General features: G+C 75.2%; 18 protein-coding genes. 14 read left to right on the top strand and 4 right to left on the bottom strand.

Going from position 1 to position 19078, the window contains the following annotated elements:
* The first annotated feature begins 54 nt into the window (after positions 1 to 54).
* From AQJ30_RS23500 to AQJ30_RS23465, 7 genes are all read left to right on the top strand, one after another.
* Positions 55 to 1752 carry an FAD-dependent monooxygenase gene (locus tag AQJ30_RS23500; protein WP_067237480.1) on the top strand — a complete coding sequence of 566 codons (1698 nt, stop codon included), beginning with the start codon at positions 55 to 57 and terminating at the stop codon, positions 1750 to 1752.
* Entirely contained in the window at positions 1749 to 2780 is a 1032-nt protein-coding gene (locus AQJ30_RS23495; protein ID WP_067237477.1) for a beta-ketoacyl-ACP synthase III, read from the top strand. The genes AQJ30_RS23500 and AQJ30_RS23495 overlap by 4 nt, the downstream gene beginning before the upstream one ends.
* 74 nt (positions 2781 to 2854) lie before the next feature.
* Entirely contained in the window at positions 2855 to 3118 is a 264-nt protein-coding gene (locus AQJ30_RS23490; protein WP_067237474.1) for an acyl carrier protein, read from the top strand.
* Entirely contained in the window at positions 3115 to 4359 is a 1245-nt protein-coding gene (locus AQJ30_RS23485; protein ID WP_079084231.1) for a beta-ketoacyl-[acyl-carrier-protein] synthase family protein, read from the top strand. The genes AQJ30_RS23490 and AQJ30_RS23485 overlap by 4 nt, the downstream gene beginning before the upstream one ends.
* 121 nt (positions 4360 to 4480) lie before the next feature.
* On the top strand, positions 4481 to 5446 hold the full coding sequence (locus AQJ30_RS23480; protein WP_079084230.1) for an aldo/keto reductase: 966 nt from the start codon (positions 4481 to 4483) through the stop codon (positions 5444 to 5446).
* 62 nt (positions 5447 to 5508) lie between these two features.
* Positions 5509 to 7206, top strand: coding sequence for a 3-hydroxyacyl-CoA dehydrogenase family protein (locus AQJ30_RS23475; RefSeq protein ID WP_067237471.1), 1698 nt, complete (start codon positions 5509 to 5511; stop codon positions 7204 to 7206).
* A 150-nt stretch (positions 7207 to 7356) separates the two neighbouring features.
* Positions 7357 to 8211, top strand: coding sequence for an HAD family hydrolase (locus tag AQJ30_RS23465; protein WP_079084229.1), 855 nt, complete (start codon positions 7357 to 7359; stop codon positions 8209 to 8211).
* Here the strand turns inward: AQJ30_RS23465 and AQJ30_RS23460 are convergent.
* Positions 8144 to 9073 (bottom strand): ScbA/BarX family gamma-butyrolactone biosynthesis protein, encoded by a 930-nt coding sequence (locus AQJ30_RS23460; RefSeq protein WP_159052360.1) that lies wholly within the window; start codon positions 9071 to 9073, stop codon positions 8144 to 8146. The two genes, AQJ30_RS23465 and AQJ30_RS23460, sit on opposite strands and share 68 nt — an antisense overlap.
* 146 nt (positions 9074 to 9219) lie before the next feature.
* On the opposite strand from AQJ30_RS23460, the gene AQJ30_RS23455 reads away from it, so the two are divergent.
* The gene (locus AQJ30_RS23455; RefSeq protein WP_067237464.1) at positions 9220 to 9906 is read left to right on the top strand and encodes a ScbR family autoregulator-binding transcription factor; all 687 of its coding nucleotides are present in this window, start codon (positions 9220 to 9222) and stop codon (positions 9904 to 9906) included.
* Positions 9903 to 10655, top strand: coding sequence for an HAD family hydrolase (locus AQJ30_RS23450; RefSeq protein ID WP_079084228.1), 753 nt, complete (start codon positions 9903 to 9905; stop codon positions 10653 to 10655). The genes AQJ30_RS23455 and AQJ30_RS23450 overlap by 4 nt, the downstream gene beginning before the upstream one ends.
* Positions 10656 to 10777: 122 nt before the next feature.
* On the opposite strand, the gene AQJ30_RS23445 is transcribed toward AQJ30_RS23450, so the two are convergent.
* On the bottom strand, positions 10778 to 11548 hold the full coding sequence (locus tag AQJ30_RS23445) for an SDR family NAD(P)-dependent oxidoreductase (protein WP_079084227.1): 771 nt from the start codon (positions 11546 to 11548) through the stop codon (positions 10778 to 10780).
* Between the two features lie 172 nt (positions 11549 to 11720).
* On the opposite strand from AQJ30_RS23445, the gene AQJ30_RS38060 reads away from it, so the two are divergent.
* The 3 genes from AQJ30_RS38060 to AQJ30_RS23430 all read left to right on the top strand — a co-directional run bounded on the left by AQJ30_RS38060 (position 11721) and on the right by AQJ30_RS23430 (position 14750).
* Positions 11721 to 12344, top strand: a complete 624-nt coding sequence (locus AQJ30_RS38060; RefSeq protein ID WP_067237459.1) for a TetR family transcriptional regulator — start codon at positions 11721 to 11723, stop codon at positions 12342 to 12344.
* A gap of 240 nt (positions 12345 to 12584) precedes the next feature.
* The gene (locus AQJ30_RS23435; RefSeq protein WP_067237456.1) at positions 12585 to 13751 is read left to right on the top strand and encodes an IS701 family transposase; all 1167 of its coding nucleotides are present in this window, start codon (positions 12585 to 12587) and stop codon (positions 13749 to 13751) included.
* 192 nt (positions 13752 to 13943) lie between these two features.
* Positions 13944 to 14750 carry an AfsR/SARP family transcriptional regulator gene (locus tag AQJ30_RS23430; protein WP_067237455.1) on the top strand — a complete coding sequence of 269 codons (807 nt, stop codon included), beginning with the start codon at positions 13944 to 13946 and terminating at the stop codon, positions 14748 to 14750.
* A gap of 73 nt (positions 14751 to 14823) precedes the next feature.
* On the opposite strand, the gene AQJ30_RS23425 is transcribed toward AQJ30_RS23430, so the two are convergent.
* Positions 14824 to 15774, bottom strand: a complete 951-nt coding sequence (locus tag AQJ30_RS23425; RefSeq protein ID WP_079084225.1) for a LysR family transcriptional regulator — start codon at positions 15772 to 15774, stop codon at positions 14824 to 14826.
* Positions 15775 to 15918: 144 nt separating this feature from the next.
* Here AQJ30_RS23425 and AQJ30_RS23420 point away from each other — a divergent pair, with 144 nt between their 5' ends.
* Positions 15919 to 17388, top strand: coding sequence for an MFS transporter (locus tag AQJ30_RS23420; RefSeq protein WP_067237452.1), 1470 nt, complete (start codon positions 15919 to 15921; stop codon positions 17386 to 17388).
* A 147-nt stretch (positions 17389 to 17535) separates the two neighbouring features.
* The gene (locus tag AQJ30_RS23415; protein WP_211279073.1) at positions 17536 to 18375 is read left to right on the top strand and encodes an MBL fold metallo-hydrolase; all 840 of its coding nucleotides are present in this window, start codon (positions 17536 to 17538) and stop codon (positions 18373 to 18375) included.
* 264 nt (positions 18376 to 18639) lie between these two features.
* Here the strand turns inward: AQJ30_RS23415 and AQJ30_RS38470 are convergent, their stop codons facing one another.
* The gene (locus AQJ30_RS38470) at positions 18640 to 18816 is read right to left on the bottom strand and encodes a hypothetical protein (RefSeq protein ID WP_159052359.1); all 177 of its coding nucleotides are present in this window, start codon (positions 18814 to 18816) and stop codon (positions 18640 to 18642) included.
* Between the last annotated feature and the right edge of the window lie 262 nt (positions 18817 to 19078).

Genomic DNA, 19078 nt, shown 5'->3' with positions numbered 1-19078 from the left:
CACCCCCGCTCCCCCTTCACCTTCCTCCTCCCACCTTCCTGGAAAGGCACTGTCATGACGTTCCCTCAGCGCGGGGGGCCCGGTGAACGGCGTCCCGTCCTCGTCGTGGGCGCGGGCCCCGTAGGACTCGTCCTGGCCACCGAGCTGCTCGCGCAGGGCGTGCCGGTCCGGCTGGTCGACCACGCGGCCGCCCAGCCCCAGCAGCACTCCCGGGCCAGCGTGGTGTGGCCGCGCAGCCTGGAACTGCTCGGCCGGATCGGCGCCAGTGAGCCGCTGATCGAGCGCGGCAACCGGCTGGACTCGGTGCAGTACTACTCCGACAAGCGCCACCTGGGCGCCGTGGAGATGAGCCGGCTCGCCGGCACCCCCTACCCGTTCGGCGTGGTCGTCCCGCAGGACACCACCGAGGAGGTCATCCGCACCCGCCTCGCCGCCTACGGCGGTGAGATCGAGTTCGGCACCCTCACCGGGCTCGACACCGCAGGTTCCCGGCCCGTGGCCGAGGTGCGGCGCGCCGACGGCAGCACCGACCGCGTCGAGGCCGAGTACGTCATCGGCGCGGACGGCGCGCACAGCGCGGTGCGCCGCTTCGCCGGCATCGAGCTCCTCGGCACCGGCAACGACGTCCTGTTCGCCATCGGTGACGGCCCCGTCGCCGGCGACCTGGACCAGCACGCCCTGGTCTACTGCTACTCGCGCTCCGGCGCCCTGGGCATCGCGCCGTTCGGCGGCGGGACGTACCGCCTGGCCATCAGCGTCCCGGACTGGCGCGGGGAGCAGGGGCCGCCGCCGGAACTGTTCCAGCGGTTCGTCGACGAGCGCTCGCCGCGCCCGGGCATCGTGGGCGAGCTGGAGTGGTCCACGATCTTCCGCGCCCGGCGCCGGGTCGCCGAGACCATGCGGGCCGGGCGGGTCTTCCTCGCGGGCGACGCCGCGCACGTGTTCAGCGCGGCCGGCGCGCAGGGCATGAACACCGGCATCCAGGACGCGGTCAACCTCGCCTGGAAGCTGGCCGGCGTGGTGCGCGGCGCCTTCGAGCCGGGCATCCTCGACACCTACGACACCGACCGGCGCCTGGCCGCCGAGCGCATCGTGCTGACCACCGCGAAGCAGACCAGCTGGGGCCTGTTCAAGCGGCGCCACGAACTCGCCCTGCGCGACGCGACGGTGCGCCTGGCCCACCGCACCGGCGTGCTCCAGCGGTTCGGCGCCCCGCTGATGGCGCAGCACGACGTCAGCTACCGGCCGGCCGAGTCCCTGCGCGACACCCTGCCGGGACTGACCCGCCGCATCCGCACCGGTGACCGGCTGCCGGTGTTCGCCGCGCACGACGCCCCCCAGCCCGGCGCCGAGCGCTGGCCGGCGATCGACCCGGCCCGGCTGACGGTGATGCTGTGGGCCGGCGCCCGCCAGGACGCCGCGTGGCTGGCCGCCCGCGCCTCGGTCACCGCGGCCGTGCCCGAGGGGGTGCCCGTGCGGGACGTGTCCGGCTGGCCGGGCTTCGCCCCGCTGCTCGGCACCGCGCCCCGGGCCCTGGTGGTGCGTCCCGACGGGCACGTCGCGGCGATCGTGGAGGCGGAGCCGACGGCGGTGCGCACCGCGCTGCGCCGCGCGGGCAGCAGCTTCCGCCCCGCGGCGGCCGCGGGCACGGTCCGGGCCCTGACGGTCCCCGCCGCGCGCACGGCGCCCGCGGGCGGCGTACCGGCCGGCGCGGGCGACGCGGCCGGAGTGGCCGGGGAGTTGGCGTCGTGAGCCGCGCGGCGGTGCTGTGCGGGCTGGGCGGGGCGCTGCCCGAGCGGATCGTGTCCAACGAGGAACTGGCCGCGCAGCTCGACACCTCCGACCGGTGGATCCGCACCCGGACCGGGATCGGGCAGCGCCACGTCGTGGCCCCGGGCCAGTCCACCTCCGACCTGGCGGTGGCGGCCGGCGCGCAGGCACTGGCCTCGGCGCGCGGCACGGCCGGACAGCCGGACGACGGCGTCGACCTGGTGGTGCTCGCCACCAGTACGCCGGACCGGCCCTGCCCGGCCACCGCACCGGACGTGGCGCACCGGCTCGGGCTGGGCGGCGTCGCCTCCTTCGACGTGTCGGCCGTGTGCACGGGCTTCGTGTACGCCCTGGCCACCGCCGCCTCCATGATCACCGCGGGGGTCGCCGGGCGGGCCCTGGTGATCGGCGCGGACACCTTCTCCACGATCCTCGACCCCGCCGACCGCACCACCCGGGCCATCTTCGGCGACGGCGCCGGAGCGGTGGTGCTGCGGGCCGGCGAGGCCGGCGAGCCGGGCGCCCTGCTCGGGTTCGACCTGGGCAGCGACGGCTCCGGCACCGACCTGATCACCGTGCGCGCCGGCGGCTCCCGCCAGCGCTCGGTGCCCGGACCGGCGGCCGCGGGCGAGGAGTTCTTCACCATGGACGGCCGGCCCGTCTTCACCCGGGCCGTGCTGGACATGAGCCGCTCCTCGCAGAACCTGCTGGAGCGGGTCGGCTGGAGCACCGCCGAGGTCGACAAGGTCGTGGCGCACCAGGCCAACATCCGCATCCTCAACGCGGTCGGCGAGCAGCTCGGCCTGGAGGAGAAGCAGATCGTCGCCAACCTCGACCGGGTCGGCAACACCGTCGCCGCCTCGATCCCCCTCGCCCTGCGCGACGCCGTCGCCGGCGGGGAGCTCCAGCCCGGTCACCGGGTCCTGCTCACCGGCTTCGGCGGCGGGCTCACCTGGGGATCGGCCGCACTGGTCTGGCCGGAGCTGGAAACCGGCCGGCCGCACCGCTGAACCACCGTACGAACCCCTTCAAAACCTCTGAATTCACTGGGAATTCGAGCATCTCACCGGAAGGAACCACCATCATGAGCGCTCCCGTCATGCCGACCCAGGAGTCCCTCAAGCACCGCGTCTCCGCGCTGATCAGCGAGAAGTTCGGCCTCGACGAGGCGGAACTGGCGTCCGGCGCCACCTTCGACGAGCTGGAGATCGACTCCCTGATCCTGGTGGAGCTGAGCCTGATCCTGCGCAAGGACCTGGGCATCGTCCTGGAGGAGGGCGAGCTGAAGTCGTCCTTCACCCTGGACGAGGCCGTCGCCGTGATCCGTGCGAAGGCGGATCGGTCGTGAGCGGCGTGGCCCGGGGCCGCGGTGTCGCGGTCACCGGCATGGGCCTGGTCACCCCGGCCGGGATCGGGGTGGAGGAGAACTGGCGGCGCGTGCTGTCCGGGGTCTCCGCCGCCGCCACCGACCCCGAGCTCAAGGGCGAGAAGGTCGACATCTCCTGCCGCGTCCCCGGCTTCGACCCGACGGCCGAACTGGGCCGGCGCACCGCGTGGAAGCTGGACCGCTTCACCCAGCTCGCCGTGGTCGGTGCCCGGCAGGCCGTCGCCGACGCCGCCCTGGACACCGGCTCGTGGGACTGCACCCGCGTCGGGGTCGTCATCGGCAACTCCCTGGGCGGCGCGAGCACCCTGGAGAAGCAGCTGCGCACCTACTGCGCGGGCACCCCCGAGGACGTGTCCGCGCTGATGATCCCCATGAGCATGGTCAACATGGTCGCCGGGTACGTCGCGATGGACCTGCGCATCCACGGCCCCAGCCTGGTCACCGCGACCGCGTGCGCCTCGGGGGCGTCCGCGATCGGCACCGCCCGCGAATGGCTGCTGTCCGGCCTGTGCGACGTGGTGCTGGCCGGCGGGACCGAGTCCGCGATCAGCCCGGGCACGCTCAACGGGCTGTCCCGGATGGGCGCGCTGTCGGGGCGCACCGACGACCCGGGCGCGGCGTCGCGGCCGTTCGCCGCGGACCGGGACGGCTTCGTGGCCGGTGAGGGCGCGGCGATCCTCGTCCTGGAGCGGTGCGCGGACGCCACCGCCCGCGGGGCGCGGCGCTACGCCGACATCGCCGGGTTCAGCGCCACCTCCGACGCGCACCACGCCACCGCACCGCACCCGCGGGGCGAGGGGCTGGCGCGGGCGCTGCGGGCCGCGCTGGACGACGCCGGCGTGCTGCCCGACGAGGTGGAGCACGTCAACGCGCACGGCACGTCCACCCCGATGAACGACCTGACCGAGGCCCGCGCCCTGCACTCGGTCCTCGGCGCCGGGGCGGCGGTCACCTCCACCAAGGGCGTCACCGGGCACACCCTCGCCGCGGCGGGCGCGGTCGAGGCCGCGTACACGGCGCTGTCGCTGTACCACGGCGCGATACCCCCCACCGCCAACGTGCAGTCGCTGGACCCCTCGATCGACGTGGAGATCGACGTGGTCACCGGCTCCGCCCGGCACCGGCCGATCAGCGTCGCGGCGAGCACGTCGCTGGGGTTCGGCGGGCACAACGCCGCGCTGGTCCTCACGGTGGCGGCCTGACGGTGCACCGGCGGAGGTGCCGGGGTGCCCCACCGCCCCGGCCCTCCGGGCCCGCCCCCCACCACTTCCCTCGTGTCTCCACCTCCCTCTCCTCTTTCTCTGCTTGCGGAAGGAACTCCCCGTGACACTGCGCGTCCTGGGCCCCACCGGGCTGTCCGTCCACCCCGTCGGTCTCGGCTGCATGGGCATGAGCTGGGGCTACGACGAGTCCCGGCGCGACGACGAGGTGTCGGTCGCGGTGATCCGCCAGGCCCTGGACGCGGGCCCGGTCCTGCTGGACACGGCCGACGCCTACGGCGCCGGCCACAATGAGCGGCTCGTGGGACGGGCCCTGGCCGGGCGCCGCGCGGACGCCGTGGTCGCCACGAAGACCGGGATCGTCGTGGACGACCTCGCCACCCGCACGCTGAGCCGCGACGGCTCGCCCGAGCACGTCCGGCGCTGCGCCGACGCCTCGCTGCGCCGCCTGGGCGTCGACGTCATCGACCTGTACTACCTGCACCGGGTCGACCCGGCCGTCCCCCTGGAGGAGTCCTGGGGCGCCCTGGCCGAGCTGGTGCGGGCGGGCAAGGTGCGCCACCTCGGGCTGTCGGAGGTCACCCGCGAGCAGGCCGACCGCGCCCACGGGATCCACCCGGTGGCCGCCGTGCAGTCCGAACTGTCCCTGTGGACACGCGAACCGCTGGACGCCGGCACCGGGATCTCCGGGTGGTGCGCCGCGCACGGGGCGGCGTTCGTGCCGTTCGCCCCGCTGGGGCGCGGGTTCCTCACCGGCCGCTACAGCGGGCCCGCGGACTTCGAGGCGGGCGACTTCCGGGCGGGCAACCCGCGCTTCGCGCAGGAGGTGTTCGAGGCGAACCTGCGGATCACGCGGACCGTGGAGAAGGTCGCCGCGCGGCACGAGGCGACGGCGGCGCAGGTCGCGGTGGCCTGGACGCTCGCGCAGGGCGAGCACGTCGTGCCGATCCCGGGCACCAAGCAGCCCCGCTACCTGGCGGACAACCTCGCCGCGGCCGGGCTGCGCCTGACCCGTGAGGACCTGGCCGACCTGGACGCGGCACCGCCGGCCGCCGGGGACCGCTACTGACACCGCCCCGCCCCTGCCCCGCCCCACCGCGCTTCCCCTTCTTCCACCGACAGGAGCACACCATGTCCGAGCAGTTCACCGTGGTCGTCGTAGGGCTCGGCGGTGCCGGGCTGGCGCTGGTGCGGCACCTGGCCGGCGCCGGGCTGCACGTCGTGGGCGTCGACGACGACCCCGGCGCCCTGGAGCGCGCCCGCCGGCAGGACCGGCCCTGGCACCGCGTGAGCCTCACCCGCTCCCTGGAGGACGTCGCGCGCGCCGACCTCGTCGTCGAGGCCGTGCCGGAGCCGGCCGCGCTCAAACGCCGCGTGCTGGCCGCGATACGCCCGCACCTGGCCCCCGGCACCCCCGTCGCGACCACCGCGCTCACCACGCCGCTGACCGCGCTGGAGGAGGCCGCCGGAGCAGACCTGTTCGCGCTGCGCTTCCTGCACGCCGAGGGCCTGGACGCCGTGGAGGTCGCCCGCGGCCCGCGCGCCGGGGAGGGCGCCGCCGAGCGGCTGGAGGAGGTCCTCACCGCGGCCGGCATCACCGCGCACCGGGTCCTGGACCGGCCCGGCTCGCTCGCCCCCGGCCTGCTGCTCGGCCTGCTGAACCGGGCCGCGTGGATGGTCCACGACGGGTACGCCACCGCCGAGGACGTCGACACCGCCCTGCGGCTGGGCTGCGGCTGGGAGCAGGGCCCGCTGGCGGTGCTGGACGCGATCGGCCTGGACACCGCGCGCGACCTGCTCTCCCGCCTCGCCCGCGACGACGGGCACGGCGAACCGGCGCCCGTGTTCGACGAGTTGATCGCGGCCGGCGCGCTCGGCCGCAAGAGCGGCCGCGGGTTCCACGTCCACGGCCCCGCGAGCGGCGCGCGGCGGTCCGTGCAGCCGACCGCCCCGCCCGGCTGCCGCGTCGTGGTCGTCGGCTCGGGGACCATGGCCACCGGCATCGCCGAGTGCTTCGTGCGCGGCGGTTTCGCCACCACGCTGCTGGCCCGCAGCGAGGACAGCGCCCGGGCCGCCGCCGAGCGCGTTCAGTTCGCGCTGGGGCGCACCGCCACGGCGGCCGAGCAGGAGCCCGGCGGCCACGCCGCGTTCACCGCGGGCACCGACCGCTCGGTGCTGGGCGGCGCGGACATCGTCGTCGAGGCCGTCGTGGAGGACCTCGCCGTCAAGCGGCGGCTGTTCGCGGAGCTGGGCGCGGTGTGCCCGCCGCACGCCCTGCTGGCCACCTCCACCTCCAGCCTGTCGGTGGCCGAGTGCACCGAGCCCGCGGGTCGCCCCGCCGACGTGCTGGGCCTGCACTTCTTCAACCCCGCCCCGCTGATGCGGCTCGTGGAGCTGGTCCCCCTCGCGGGCACCAGCCAGCACACCCTGGCCCGGGCCCGCGCGGTCGCCGAACGGCTGGGCAAGCAGACCGTGACGTGCGGGGACCGGGCCGGGTTCATCGTCAACGCGCTGCTCTTCCCCTACCTCAACCAGGCGCTGGAGCTGCTGGACGCGGACGAGACGACGGCCGCCGCCCTGGACGCGGCCGTGAAGTCGGTCGGCGGCCAGCCCCTGGGGCCGGTACGGCTGCTGGACACGGTGGGCGCGGACGTGGCGCTGGAGGTGCAGCGGCGCCTCCAGGGCGATCCGCGGCTGCGGGCGCCGCGGCCGGCGGCCCTGCTGCGGGAGCTGGTCGAGGCCGGCCACTTGGGCCGCAAGACCCCCGGCAGGGGCACCCGCACCTACCTCGCCGCCCGCGCGGCCGCCCCGGTCGCCGCCGCCGCCTGAACCCGCGGGCCGATCCCCCGCCGCGGCGGCGGCCCGCACCGCGGCCGGCCCCGCCGGCCGGCCGCCCCGGACAGCCGGGCGGCGGCCCCGACCTCCCCCGGGGGCCGCCGCCCGGCCACACCCCTGTCACCCCACCGGAAGGCCGACGCCATGTCACACGCCCGCACCACCCTCCCCCAGCCCGCGCCCGCGGCACCGCACGAGAAGCGGGCACACGAGACGCGGGCACACGACGAGCGGGCGCGGGACACCGCCGACGGCGACCCCGCCCCCGTGGACCTCGCGTTCTTCGACGTCGACGAGACGCTGATCACCGTCAAGAGCATGTTCCGCTACCTGCGCTTCCACTACCGCGAGCGCGGGCTGCCCGAGTCGGCCTACGACCAGGCCGCGGGCACCCTGCGGCGCAGGTCGGCGGCGGGGATATCGCGGCTGGTCACCAACCGGGAGTACTACCGGCTGTACGCGGGGCGCCCGCGTCAGGAGCTGTTCGCGCACGGGCGGGCCTGGTTCGACGCGGAACTGGCCTGCGGCACCCTGCTGCACCTGCCGGTGGTCAACGCGCTGGCCCGCCACCGGGCGCGCGGCGCGCGGATCGTGCTGGTGTCGGGCTCGTTCCGGCCCTGCCTGGAGCCGGTGGCCGAACTCCTCGGCGCGGACGACATCCTGTGCAGCGAGCCGTCGTACGAGGACGGGTACTGCACGGGCGTGGTGCGGCGCCCGGTCATCGGCACCGAGAAGGGCCGGCTGGCGCGCGCGCTGATGCGGCGGCACGCGGTGGATCCCTCGCGCGCCGCCGCGTATGCCGATCACGCCTCCGACCTGGACCTGCTGCGGTCCGTGGGCCACCCCGTCGCGGTCGGCGAGGACCTGGTCCTCGGCGCGCACGTCGCCGGGGTGGGCGGAGGCACCCTGCCGGGCGTCGGCCCGGCCCCGCTCAGCCGGCCGCCGGCCGCGCCTGCTCCGGCGCCTGCTCCTGGTTGGCCACGGACACCAGCGCGGTGAAGCACAGCCGGCCCTCCTGGTGCATGGTCACCAGGAAGCGGGCCCGCCCGAGCTGGTCGTCGGGCAGCAGCTGGGCGTCGACCCAGCAGGGCGAGTCGAGTTCGACGTAGCGGTGGAAGACCGTCTCCATCGCCTCGGCGACGCCCACGCGCGGGTGGCGCAGGGTGCGCACGGCCTGCTTGGCCGCCTCCAGCAGGAGGATGCCGGGGGCGTGGTCGCCGGGGTGGTCGAAGTACAGGGGGTGGTGGGTGTCGACCCGCAGCTGCCAGCGGTCGGGCGCGTCGGTGGGCGAGAGCACCACGTCGCGGAACTCCTCGCCGACCCCGGCGCCCGCGACCGGCGGCGGCAGCGGGCGGCTGCGGGCCAGCTCCAGCATGCGGTGGGCGTCGCCGCGGGCGCCGCGCAGCCGGTCGTAGATGGCGGGCGGCTGGATGGTGAACCGGGTGTGGGCGGTGGCCAGTTGCACGCCGTCGCGCACCACGGTGACGTGCAGGGACAGGCCGGTGACCCGTTCGCGCCGGCGGATCACGTCGTAGCAGCGGATGTGCAGGTCGGGCCGGCCGCCGATGCCGTTCTCGCGCAGCGAGGGCAGGTTCAGCGTGTAGCGGTACTCGCTCCAGGCCAGGCGGTGGCCGAAGGGGACGCCGTACCCGGCGTGCGACAGCAGCGGGAAGGTCTGCCGGATCGTCTCGGTGAGCAGGACGGCGCCGTCCCCCAGGCCGGCGGTGTCGGTCCAGTCGGCCGCGATCAGGAACTCGTCCTGGCCCAGGCGCTCCAGGCCCGCCAGCAGCACCTGCCCGGCGTCGTGCTTGTGGACCAGGCCCTTCTCAACGCGCAGCGGTCTCGAGGCGACGCTCGTCATCGACGTGTTCATGTGTGTAACCCCCCTGTTATGTGCGGCCGTTGAGTACCGCACCGACATGCGCCGCCCCCACACCCCTGGCGGGGCGGCGCCACGGCCAGTAACATAGAGGACGTTCTTTTTCTTGTCGAGACCGGGATGCAGCCATGGCACGAGCGAACACGGGTCGCGCGCTCAAGCAGGAGCGCGCGATTCACACCCGAGAGCAGCTGTTGAAGGCTGCCGCGGAGGTCTTCGACGAGTTCGGCTACGCCGGCGCGGGGATCAACAAGATCCTGCAGCGCGCGGGAGTGACCGCGGGGGCCCTGTACTTCCACTTCAAGGACAAGCAGAACCTCGCGCAGGAGGTGATGAACGCCCAGCGCAGCACCATCGAGCCGCACGTGCCCACGACCGGCCTGCAGCGCCTGGTGGACATCACCCTCATCTGGTCGCACTCGCTGCAGGCCGACCCGCTGCTGCGGGCCGGCGTGCGCCTGACCGCCGAACAGGCCGCCAGCGGCCTGCAGGACGCCACGCCGTACACGGCCTGGGCCCGCAGCTTCCAGGACTGCCTGGACGTGGCGCGCGCCCAGGGCGAGCTGCGCGAGCACGTGCGCAGCGAGGAGCTCGCCGAGTTCGTCGTCGGCGCCTGCACGGGCATGCAGGAGTACGCGCAGGTCGTGTCCCGGCGGGCCGACCTGCCGCGCCGCACGGTCGGCATGTGGCGGCTGCTGCTGCCCGGCATCGCCACCGGCCCGGCCCTGGACAGGATCGAGAACAGCGAGGAGCGCGCCCTGTCCCTGTGGACGTCCCTGGGCGCGCCCGCCGAAGGGGAGGGAACCCGACCATGACCGACCGCCTGCACCGGCTGAGACTGGCCGCCGTCAACATCGACGGCGTCCTGCTCAACGACACCTTCAGCCCGCTGATCCACCGCTTCGTCACCCGCCGCGGCGGCGTCTACTCCGCCGACGTCGAGCGCAGCGTCTTCTCCCAGCGCCAGAGCGACGCCGGGCTCGCCATGGCGGCGGCGGTGCCACAGGAGCTGACCGGCGAGGAGGCGCTGGCCGCCTACTTCGAGGAGCGCGCCGCCTACCTCGCCGACCACCCCGTCCACGTCACCCCCGGCGCCGAGGCGCTGCTGCGCAGGCTCGCCGCCGCGGGGCTGGAGGTGGTCTGCTACGGCGGCCTGGCCAAGTCGCACTTCGACGAGCACCTCGGCGCCCTGGCCCACCTGTTCACCCCGCCGCACTACCTGTGCACCAACGACGTGCGCCCCGGGCTGCGCGAGATCACCGCGCACTTCGGCCTGGAGCACGGCCAGGTCCTCTTCGTCGACGACGTGGCCCGCGTCGCCGAGGCGGCCCGCGCACTGGGGGCGCCGTTCATCGGCCGCCCCAGCGACTTCGCGCACAGCCACCAGGGCGAGCTGATGCGCAGCGCCGGCGTGCGCCACCTGGTGGCCGGCCTGGACGAGATCGACGAACGGCTGCTGCGCACCGTGGACGCCGAGGCGGCGGCGGGCACGCTGTGGACCACCGGGCAGGCGGCGGAAGCCGGGGTGGCGGCCGGGGAGCGGGTGGCGGTGGCGGCCGGGTAGCGCCGCTCCCCCGCGGGCCGGCCGCGCCGCGGTCGCCGTACCGGACCCGTACGGGATGCGTGCGAGATGCGTGCGCATCCCGTACGGGGCGTGCGCGCGGGCGGTGTGGCCGGTCCGGCGTTTCAGACCGCGAGGGTGCCGCCGTCGACCGGGAGGGTCGCGCCGGTCACGAACGACGACGCCTCGCTGCACAGCCACAGCGCGGCCTGCGCCACCTCCACGGGCGCCGCGAACCGCTTCTGCACGGCGCGCGCGAAGAACGCCTGGCCCACGCCGGGCATCTGCTCGCGCAGCGACTCCATCATCTCGGTGAGCGTGCTGCCCACGGCCAGGGCGTTGACCCGGATGCCCCGCTCCCCGTACGACGCCGCCGCGGCCTTGGTCAGCCCGATCACCGCGTGCTTGGCGGCGACGTAGGGCGCGCCCACGCCCGTGGCGACCAGCCCGGCGACGCTGGCGGTGTTGACGATGGCGCCGCCCCCGGTGGGCAGCATCGCCCGGATCTGGTGGCGCATGCAGTTCCACACCCCGCGGACGTTGACGTCCATCACGGTGTCGTAGTCGTCGTCGCTCATCTCGTGCAGGTCGGTGCCGAGCGTGGCGTGGCCGGCGTTGTTGAAGGCGGCGTCCAGACGGCCGTAGCGCTCGACGGCCGTGGCCACCACCCGCTCGACCTCCTCGCCGCGGCGTATGTCGGCGGCCACGTGCGTGGCTCGGCCGCCCTTGGCCTCGATGTCCCGGACCACCGAGGCGAGGTGCGCCTCGCGCCGGGCCGTGAGCACGACGGCCGCCCCGTGCTCGGCGAAGAGCCGGGCCGCCGCCGCGCCGATGCCCGACGAGGCGCCGGTGACCATGACGACCCGGCCACTCATTGCGTACGTGCGTTCGATCATGGTCGTCAGTCAAACATTCGGCTCACGGACGGTCAGGCGATTGGGACGGGCCGTTACCAGCCAACCTGCCAAGAACGTTCCGAGCTGCTCGTTCTCCGGAGTTCTTGGGGATTTCTTGACCTATCGTGGCCTCACGGACCGGCCGCGGGGGGCGGGAGGAGAGGCGAGACAGGTGGCGAGGCAGGAGCGGGCTGAGCAGACCCGGCAGCGGATCGTCGAGGCCGCCGCCTCCGAGTTCGCCGGACACGGCTACGACGGCACCTCGCTGCACGGGATCGTCAGAACCGCCGGGGTCACCATGGGCGCGCTGACCTTCCACTTCCGCAGCAAGTCGGCCCTCGCGGACGCCGTGCAGGAGTCCGGCGCCGCCGCCACCCGCGCCGCCCTGGACGCCACCGCCCCCGCCACCGGCTTCCAGGGCGCGCTGGAGACGGTGCTCGCCCTCGCCGGCGCGCTGCGCACCACGCCGAGCGTGCGCGCCGCCGCCCGCCTCACCCGCGAGGGCCACGGCGGCTGGTACGACTGCTGGGCCCCGGGCCTGCGCGACGCGCTGGAGCGGTCCTGGTGCGAGCAGCGCGCGGACAGCGGGCTGACCCCTGCGGACAGCGGGCTGACCCCGCTGGCGGTCACGACCCTGCTCGCCCACGTCGTGCTCGGCGCCGAGGCCGCCGCCTCGACACCGGAGGCGCTGCGCCCGGTCACCGGCGACGCGCCCGGGGAGAACCTGGCCCAGGCCCTGAGGGCCCTGGGCCCGCTGCTGTCCCGGCCGGCCGACACGGAGGCCTGCGGCGCCTGAGCCGGGAGGACCGGCCTGCGGCCGGTGCCTGGTCGGTGTCCGACCGGTGCCTGAACGGTCTTTAGGTCTTTCGAGACCCCATCACCCGCTATCCGCAGGGATTTCTCACCCCCGGCGCACCCCTTCCCGCGCAGCTCAGAGCCCCTGTACCCGCTCCGCTCCCCCACCGCCGCCTCACCGGGCCCTAGAAACATAGAGAATGTTCTGTATATTTACGGCGACCGGGAGAGAGGAGTCCTCATGCATCCGGCCACCGAGCACGTCCCGTCGGCCCAGCGGCTGTTCGCCCACCTGTCGCGGGCCGACCAGCGGCGCTGGGCGGGCGTGTACGTGAAGGGGCTGCTGTGCACGCCCGGCAAGAAGACCCTGCGGCGCATCGCGGCCTCGGTGACGCCGTCGCCGACCGCGCCGCAGTCGCTCCAGCAGTTCGTCAACGACAGCGCCTGGCCCTGGCGCCCGGTGCGCGCCGAACTCACCCGCTGGGTCGCCGAGCACGCCCCCGCGCACGCCTGGACGCTGTGCCCGGTGGTCATCCCCAAGCGGGGCGCGCTCGCCGTCGGCGTCCACCGCCGTTTCGTCCCGGCCTCCGGACGCACCGTCAACTGCCAGCTGGCGGTCGGCGCGTTCCACTCCGGCGAGCTCGGCGACCTCTCCGTGGACTGGCGGCTGTACCTGCCCCGGCGCTGGAGCGAGGACGCCGCGCTGCGCCACCAGGCCCGCATCCCCGACACCGCCGGCCACGCCAGCACGGCCGAGCTGTGCCTGGCGCTCGCCGACCGGCTGGTGCGCACCGGCCCGGTGACGGCGCCGGTCGTGGTCCACACCGACGGGCACATCGACGCCGAGCCCGTGATCGAGGGGCTGCAGGCCCGCGGTCTGGACTGGGTCGTCGTCGTCCCCGACACCCTGCCCCTGTCGCTGGCCCCGCTGGCCGACCCCCACCCGGCGAGCGGCGCCCGCAGGGCGGACGGCGGGGTGCGCCGGGGCGCCGGGCGCCGTCTCGTGGCGCGCCACAGCGCCCTGGAGACCGTCGGTGACCGGTTGCGCCGGCACGCCCGCCCGGGCCCCGCCGGCCCGCCCGCCGCGGGCGGGCCGCGGCTCGCCGCCGCGGCGGTGCTGCTGCCGGGCGGTGAGCCGGCCGTGCTGGCCGGCGTGTGGAGCGGCGCCCGGCCACGGCCGGAGCGGATCTGGCTGACCAACCTGCCCCCCGCCCACCAGCTGCGCGTCCTGGGGCTGCTCGGCAGCGCACCCGCCGCCCGGATCGGGCAGACGGAGGCCGAACTGGGCCTGCACGACTTCGCCGGCCGGTCCTACCCCGGCTGGCACCGCCACGCCACGCTCGTCTCGGTCGCCGCGGCGCACCGCCGCCTCGGCCACGAGATGTGCCTGGCACCCGGCGACGGCTGACCGGCCCTCACTCCAGCCGGCCCAGGCCTCGGCCCTCCTCCCACCCCCACCGCACCACGGGAGCGCCCGGCCGGTCCCCTCCCCCCACACCGCACCACGGGGGCACCGCAGCGACGCGGAGCTCCCGCCGACTGTTCGCCCGCACACCGCGCGCCCGCGCCGGGCGGTGAGACCCGACCTCCAGGAGGGGCTGTGGAGTTCCGTGTCCTTGGACCGATCGACGTGCGCGCGCAGGGGCGTGACATCACCCCCAGCGCGCCCAAGCAGCGGCAGGTGCTCGCCCTGCTCATGGCGAAGGCCAACCACCGCGTGTCCGTGCCGGCGCTGCTGAGCGAGGTGTGGGACGGCGAACCGCCGCGCACCGCCACGACCGCGCTGCAGACGTACATCGGGGCGATACGCAAGGCGCTGGCGGCCGGCAGCGGCAGCAGCGCCCGCGAGATCGCCGAGCAGCGGCTGGTCACCGACGGCAACGGCTACGTGCTGCGGCTGCGGCCCGAGGAATGGGACCGCCCCCGCTTCGAGGAGCTGGTCCTGAGCGCCCGCGGCCTGCTGGAGGAACGGCAGGCGCACGCCGCCACCGAGGTGCTCAGCCGGGCGCTGGCCCTGTGGCGCGGGGCGCCCTTCGGCAACGTGCGCCACGGCAGCCGGCTCACCGTGCAGGCCCGGGTGCTGAACGAGGCGCACCTGGCGGCCTGCGAGGTGCGCATCGACGCGCTGCTGCTGTGCCGGCGCTTCCAGGAGGCGGTCGGGGAGGCGGTGGCCCTGGTGGGCGAGCACCCGTACCACGAGAACCTGCACAGCCAGCTGATGCGGGCGCTGTACGCGTCGGGGCGGCGGGCGGCGGCGCTGGACGTCTACCAGTCGCTGCACCGCCGGATGACCGACGACCTGGGCCTGCCCCCGTCCCCGTCGACCACGACCCTGCACCACGTGATGCTCCAGGACCACCCCGACCAGCGCTACCTGGCGGCGGCGGGGGCGGGGGCCCTGGAGTGACGGCCCGGCGCGGGGGCGCCGGGGGCAGGGGGGTGCGCGGGGGCGCCGGGGCGGCCGCCACGCCCCGGGACGGTCACGGGCTCGGGGCCGGGGCCGTATCGCCCCACAGGCTCTCCACCGCCCGGGTGGGGCCGCCCAGTTCGCCGATGCGGTCCATCGCCGCCCGGACGAAGGCCCGCAGGCGGGCGGTCTCGTGGCCGGTGGGCCACACGAACGCGTAGTCGATGCGCGGGGCGCCGTCGAGGGGCTTGAAGACCAGCCCGGGCCGGCTGTAGTAGTGCGCGCCCGCGGCCGCCACCGGGGTGACGCCCTTGCCCGCCAGGACCAGCGACAGCGCGTCCTCCCAGTGCGTCATGGCCTGTCCGTGCGGGATGGGCCGGCCCGACGGCGTCTGCCGCGGGAAGTGGTGGTCCAGCCAGTGCGCGGGCACGTTCCCGGCGACCGTCAGCAGCGTCGCCTCCGCCAGGTCCTCCACGCCCACCCTCTCGCGCCGCGCGAAGGGGTGCGAGGACGCCATCAGCAGCACCCTGGGCTGGGACACCAGCACCGGACCCAGCGTCAGGTCCGGCTCGGCCACGGGCGGTTCGGTCACCTGCAGTGCGACGTCACCGGCGCGCAGCGGCCCGTAGGGGTCGGAGATCTGCACCTGGCGTATCTGCACGTCCACGTCCGGGTAGCTGCGGGCGAACACCTCGGTGATGCTGTGCAGCAGGTGGCCGGTGAACGCGCCGGAGAAGCCGATGCGCAGCGAGCCGGTGATGCCGCGCCCGGCCGCCATGGCGCGGGCGACGGCCTCCTCCACGCCCCGCCACGCGGGCCCCAGGTCGTCCCTGAGCTGTTCCCCGATGGGGGTGGGGGTGACCTGCCGGCTGGTGCGGTCGAACAGCTTCGCCCCGACGCGGCGTTCCAGGCGGGCGATGGTCTGGCTGACCCTGCTCTGCGAGACGCCCACCCGCTCGGCGGTCCGCCCGAAGTGCAGTTCCTCCGCGAGGGTCAGGAAAATCTCGATCTCCTGGCGTTCCATGAACGACTCTCCCGCGCCCCTTCGGTCTTCGCGACCTCGAACGATTAGCCCAGCGAATCGATCGTTGCACAGATCGTCCTTGTTGCGCAGGCCCGCCGATTCGAAGCTGATCAGGCAACCCCGGATCGCCAGGAAGGACCGCTCATGGCCGTCACCGAATCCTCACCCCCCGCCCCGACCACGACCGAGGCGGGCGCACCACCCGGGCCCGCCGCCGGTGCCGTCTTCGGCACGCGCGAGTGGCTGGTGCTGATCACCCTGTGCTGCGCGACGTTCATGTGCGGCCTGGACTTCTCCATCGTCACCGTCGCCCTGCCCGACATCGGCTCCGCGCTGGGCTTCTCCTCGGCCGGCACGCTGCAGTGGGTCGCCACGGCGAGCCTGCTGCCGTCGGCGAGCCTGCTGCCGCTGTTCGCGCGGGTCGCCGACCTGATCGGCCGCAAGCGGCTGTTCACGCTCGGCGTCGGGGTGTTCACCCTGTTCTCGCTGGGCGCGGCGCTGGCCAACAGCCCCGGTGTGCTGATCGCCACCCGCATCGGGCAGGGCACCGCCGCCGCGATGATCGCCCCGGCCGCCATCGCGTTGATGACCGGCTACTTCCAGGAGGGCCCCAAGCGGGCGCGTGCCCTGGGCCTGAACGGCGCCGTGATGTCGCTGGGCTTCGTGTTCGGCGCGCTCGGCGGCGGTGTCATCACCAACGGCTTCAGCTGGCGCTGGACCATGGTCGCGCTGTGCGTGATGGGTGCGCTGGCGCTGGCCGGTGCGCTGGCCCTGCCCGTGATCCACGAGTCCGGTGCCGCGCGGCGCATGGACATCCCCGGCGCGATCCTCGCCACGCTCGGCCTGTTCGGCCTGGTGTACGGCATCTCCACCGGCGGTGACCAGGGCTGGAGCCGTCCCGGCGCGTTCGGCCCGATCGTCGGCGGGGTGCTGCTGCTGGTGGTGTTCCTGCTGGTCGAGCGGCGTCACCCGGAGCCGCTGGTGCCGCTGTCGGTGCTGAACCGGCCGTCGGTGAAGTGGTCGGGCCTGTTCGGTGTCATCACCTTCGGCATGTGCGCCGGTACGACGGTGCTGCTGAGCCTGTACATGCAGGACGTGCTGGGCTTCTCCGCCCTGCAGGCCGGCCTGAGCTACCTGGGCGAGGGCGCCGCCGCGACCCTGGGCGGCATGTACGTGGCGCGGCTGCTCGGCCGGTTCGGCGGGGTGAAGGTCCTCGCCGCGGGCCTGCTCATCCAGGGCGTCGGCACCGTCGCCATGTTCGCCCTGCCGCAGGACGTGAACCTGGCCGCCCTGCTCGTGACGTCGTCCGTGATGGGTCTGGGCCACGTCTTCAGCGTGGTCTCCTTCATCACCGTGATGACCACGGGCGTCACGGAGGAGGACCAGGGCGTCGTCGGCGGTCTGTCGCAGCTGCCGCAGTACGTCGCCGCGATCGGTGTGTCCGGTCTGAGCGCGATCGCCGCGGCCCGCACCAACGCGCTGTCCTCCGGTGGCACGCCCACCCCCGCGGACGTCCTGGGCGGGCTGCACGCCGGCATGGTCACGGCGGGTGTGGTCGCCCTGGTGGGCGCGCTGCTCGTCGGCGTCGTGCTGCGCGGGCGCACCCCGGCGTAACCGCCCGTCCGGCGCGGGCCCTTCGCCCGCGCCGCCGGCCCGACCCGCGCATCCGGCGCGGCCGTCCGCCGCACCTCGTCGGCGGACGGCCGCGCCGCGCCCGTACCCGCACCGCACGGCCCGCACCGCAGGACGAGGAGACCACCCATGAACGACGACAGCGACAGCCGGCTGCGCAGGCCCTCCGCGGTGCGCACCCTGCGCGTGGGGGCGCTGAAGGTCAGTTACGTGCCCGACGGGGCGATGCTGCTCAAGCCGCACACCGCTCCCCCGGTGGCCGCCGACCGCCACTGGGTCACCTACGGCGCCTACCTCAACGACACCCGCCGGCTCGTCGCGAACACCGGGGGCCTGCTCGTGGAGTCGGGCGACCGGGCCCTGCTGATCGACGCCGGGTTCGGGCCGCGCGCCGTGCCGGAGGACCCCGCGCACCCTTACCGGGGCGCGGTCCACGGAGGGCTGCTGCCCGGCAACCTCGCCCTGCTGGGCCGCTCCCCGGACGACATCGAGACGGTGGCCTTCACCCACCTGCACCCCGACCACACCGGCTGGGCCCTCACCGACCCGCCGCTGTTCGCGCGGGCCGGCTTCGCCGTGCCCAAGGGAGAGTGGGACGACCGCGACGAGGCGCTGGACGCGCTCGAGGCGCGCACCCGGCCCCTGCTGGCGGGCGAGGAGGTCTTCCCCGGCGTCCACGCGATGGCCCTGCCCGGCCACACCCCGGGCCACACGGGCTTCGTGATCGCCTCCGGCGGGAGCCGCCTGCTGGCCTTCGGCGACGCGCTGCTGTCCCCGCTGCAGATACGCCACCCCGAGTGGTCCGCGATCCGCGAGGCCGACCCGGCCGCCGCCGAACACCACCGCCGCGCCCTGGTCACCGAACTCCTGCGCCCCGACACCGTCGGCTTCGGCATCCACTTCGCCGACGTCGTCTTCGGCCGCGCCCGCACGGACGGCACGGCGACGGCCGACTGGCATCCGCTGTGACCCGCACCGCGGGCACAGACGCTGCGGCCCCGGGGGCAGATGCCGTCCGGGGCCGCAGCGGAAGAAGAGGGGGGTGTGGTCGTGGAGGGCGGTCGCCTGCGCGGCGAAAGGCACTGCCGGGCTTCAGCCGAACGATCGTCCCGACAGGCAAGGGGTGAGGCCCGGGGACACTGTCCCCTCCACGACCACACCCCTCACAACAGCACGGACCCCGCCGTCATTCCCCCCGGCGGGACCGCTTCCGGGGACGGGGCGGGCCCGCGGTCAGGACAGCGGGCCCAGCTCCCCGCCGGAGACGCCGTCGTCCCCGGAGAGTGACTCCCTGATCGCGCGCAGGACGGAGCGCCGTTCACGGTGCTGCGCGACGCCGAACCGGTCCTGCGGACGGCCGCCGACCGCAACCCCGGCGACGCCGTCCCCTGGCGGGTCCTCATCGCCCACGCCATGAGACTGGGCGCCCCGTGTTCGACAGTACTGCCCGCGGCGTTGCCCGTCCCGGGAGGTACGCGTCCGGGCCATGAGGTCGGCCGCCGGCTCCCAGTCGCCCGACTGGTCGTCAGAACCCTACCGACCAGGCCCATTGCGCGCGGACGTGCCATGGGGCGGCTCCCGGTGCCTGGCGCGTTGCCGGCGAGGCGACGGGGTGCGGGCGGCCCCCGGCCGTCCGCGGCGAAGGGGCCGGTCGGCCGGGGCGAGGGTGGTC

Origin of the sequence: Streptomyces longwoodensis (assembly GCF_001514125.1) — a bacterium.
GTDB lineage: Bacteria > Actinomycetota > Actinomycetes > Streptomycetales > Streptomycetaceae > Streptomyces > Streptomyces longwoodensis.
Note: the sequence above shows the minus strand (reverse complement) of the source record. Positions and strands in the feature narration are given on the sequence as shown.

Excerpts from the sequence above, each read along its gene's own strand:
- AQJ30_RS23500 (WP_067237480.1), top strand. The coding sequence starts at position 55 with ATGACGTTCCCTCAGCGCGGGGGGCCCGGTGAACGGCGTCCCGTCCTC.
- AQJ30_RS23490 (WP_067237474.1), top strand. The coding sequence starts at position 2,855 with ATGAGCGCTCCCGTCATGCCGACCCAGGAGTCCCTCAAGCACCGCGTC.
- AQJ30_RS23475 (WP_067237471.1), top strand. The coding sequence starts at position 5,509 with ATGTCCGAGCAGTTCACCGTGGTCGTCGTAGGGCTCGGCGGTGCCGGG.
- AQJ30_RS23465 (WP_079084229.1), top strand. The coding sequence starts at position 7,357 with ATGTCACACGCCCGCACCACCCTCCCCCAGCCCGCGCCCGCGGCACCG.
- AQJ30_RS23460 (WP_159052360.1), bottom strand. The coding sequence starts at position 9,073 with ATGACGAGCGTCGCCTCGAGACCGCTGCGCGTTGAGAAGGGCCTGGTC.
- AQJ30_RS23455 (WP_067237464.1), top strand. The coding sequence starts at position 9,220 with ATGGCACGAGCGAACACGGGTCGCGCGCTCAAGCAGGAGCGCGCGATT.
- AQJ30_RS23450 (WP_079084228.1), top strand. The coding sequence starts at position 9,903 with ATGACCGACCGCCTGCACCGGCTGAGACTGGCCGCCGTCAACATCGAC.
- AQJ30_RS23445 (WP_079084227.1), bottom strand. The coding sequence starts at position 11,548 with ATGATCGAACGCACGTACGCAATGAGTGGCCGGGTCGTCATGGTCACC.
- AQJ30_RS23435 (WP_067237456.1), top strand. The coding sequence starts at position 12,585 with ATGCATCCGGCCACCGAGCACGTCCCGTCGGCCCAGCGGCTGTTCGCC.
- AQJ30_RS23425 (WP_079084225.1), bottom strand. The coding sequence starts at position 15,774 with ATGGAACGCCAGGAGATCGAGATTTTCCTGACCCTCGCGGAGGAACTG.
- AQJ30_RS23420 (WP_067237452.1), top strand. The coding sequence starts at position 15,919 with ATGGCCGTCACCGAATCCTCACCCCCCGCCCCGACCACGACCGAGGCG.
- AQJ30_RS23415 (WP_211279073.1), top strand. The coding sequence starts at position 17,536 with ATGAACGACGACAGCGACAGCCGGCTGCGCAGGCCCTCCGCGGTGCGC.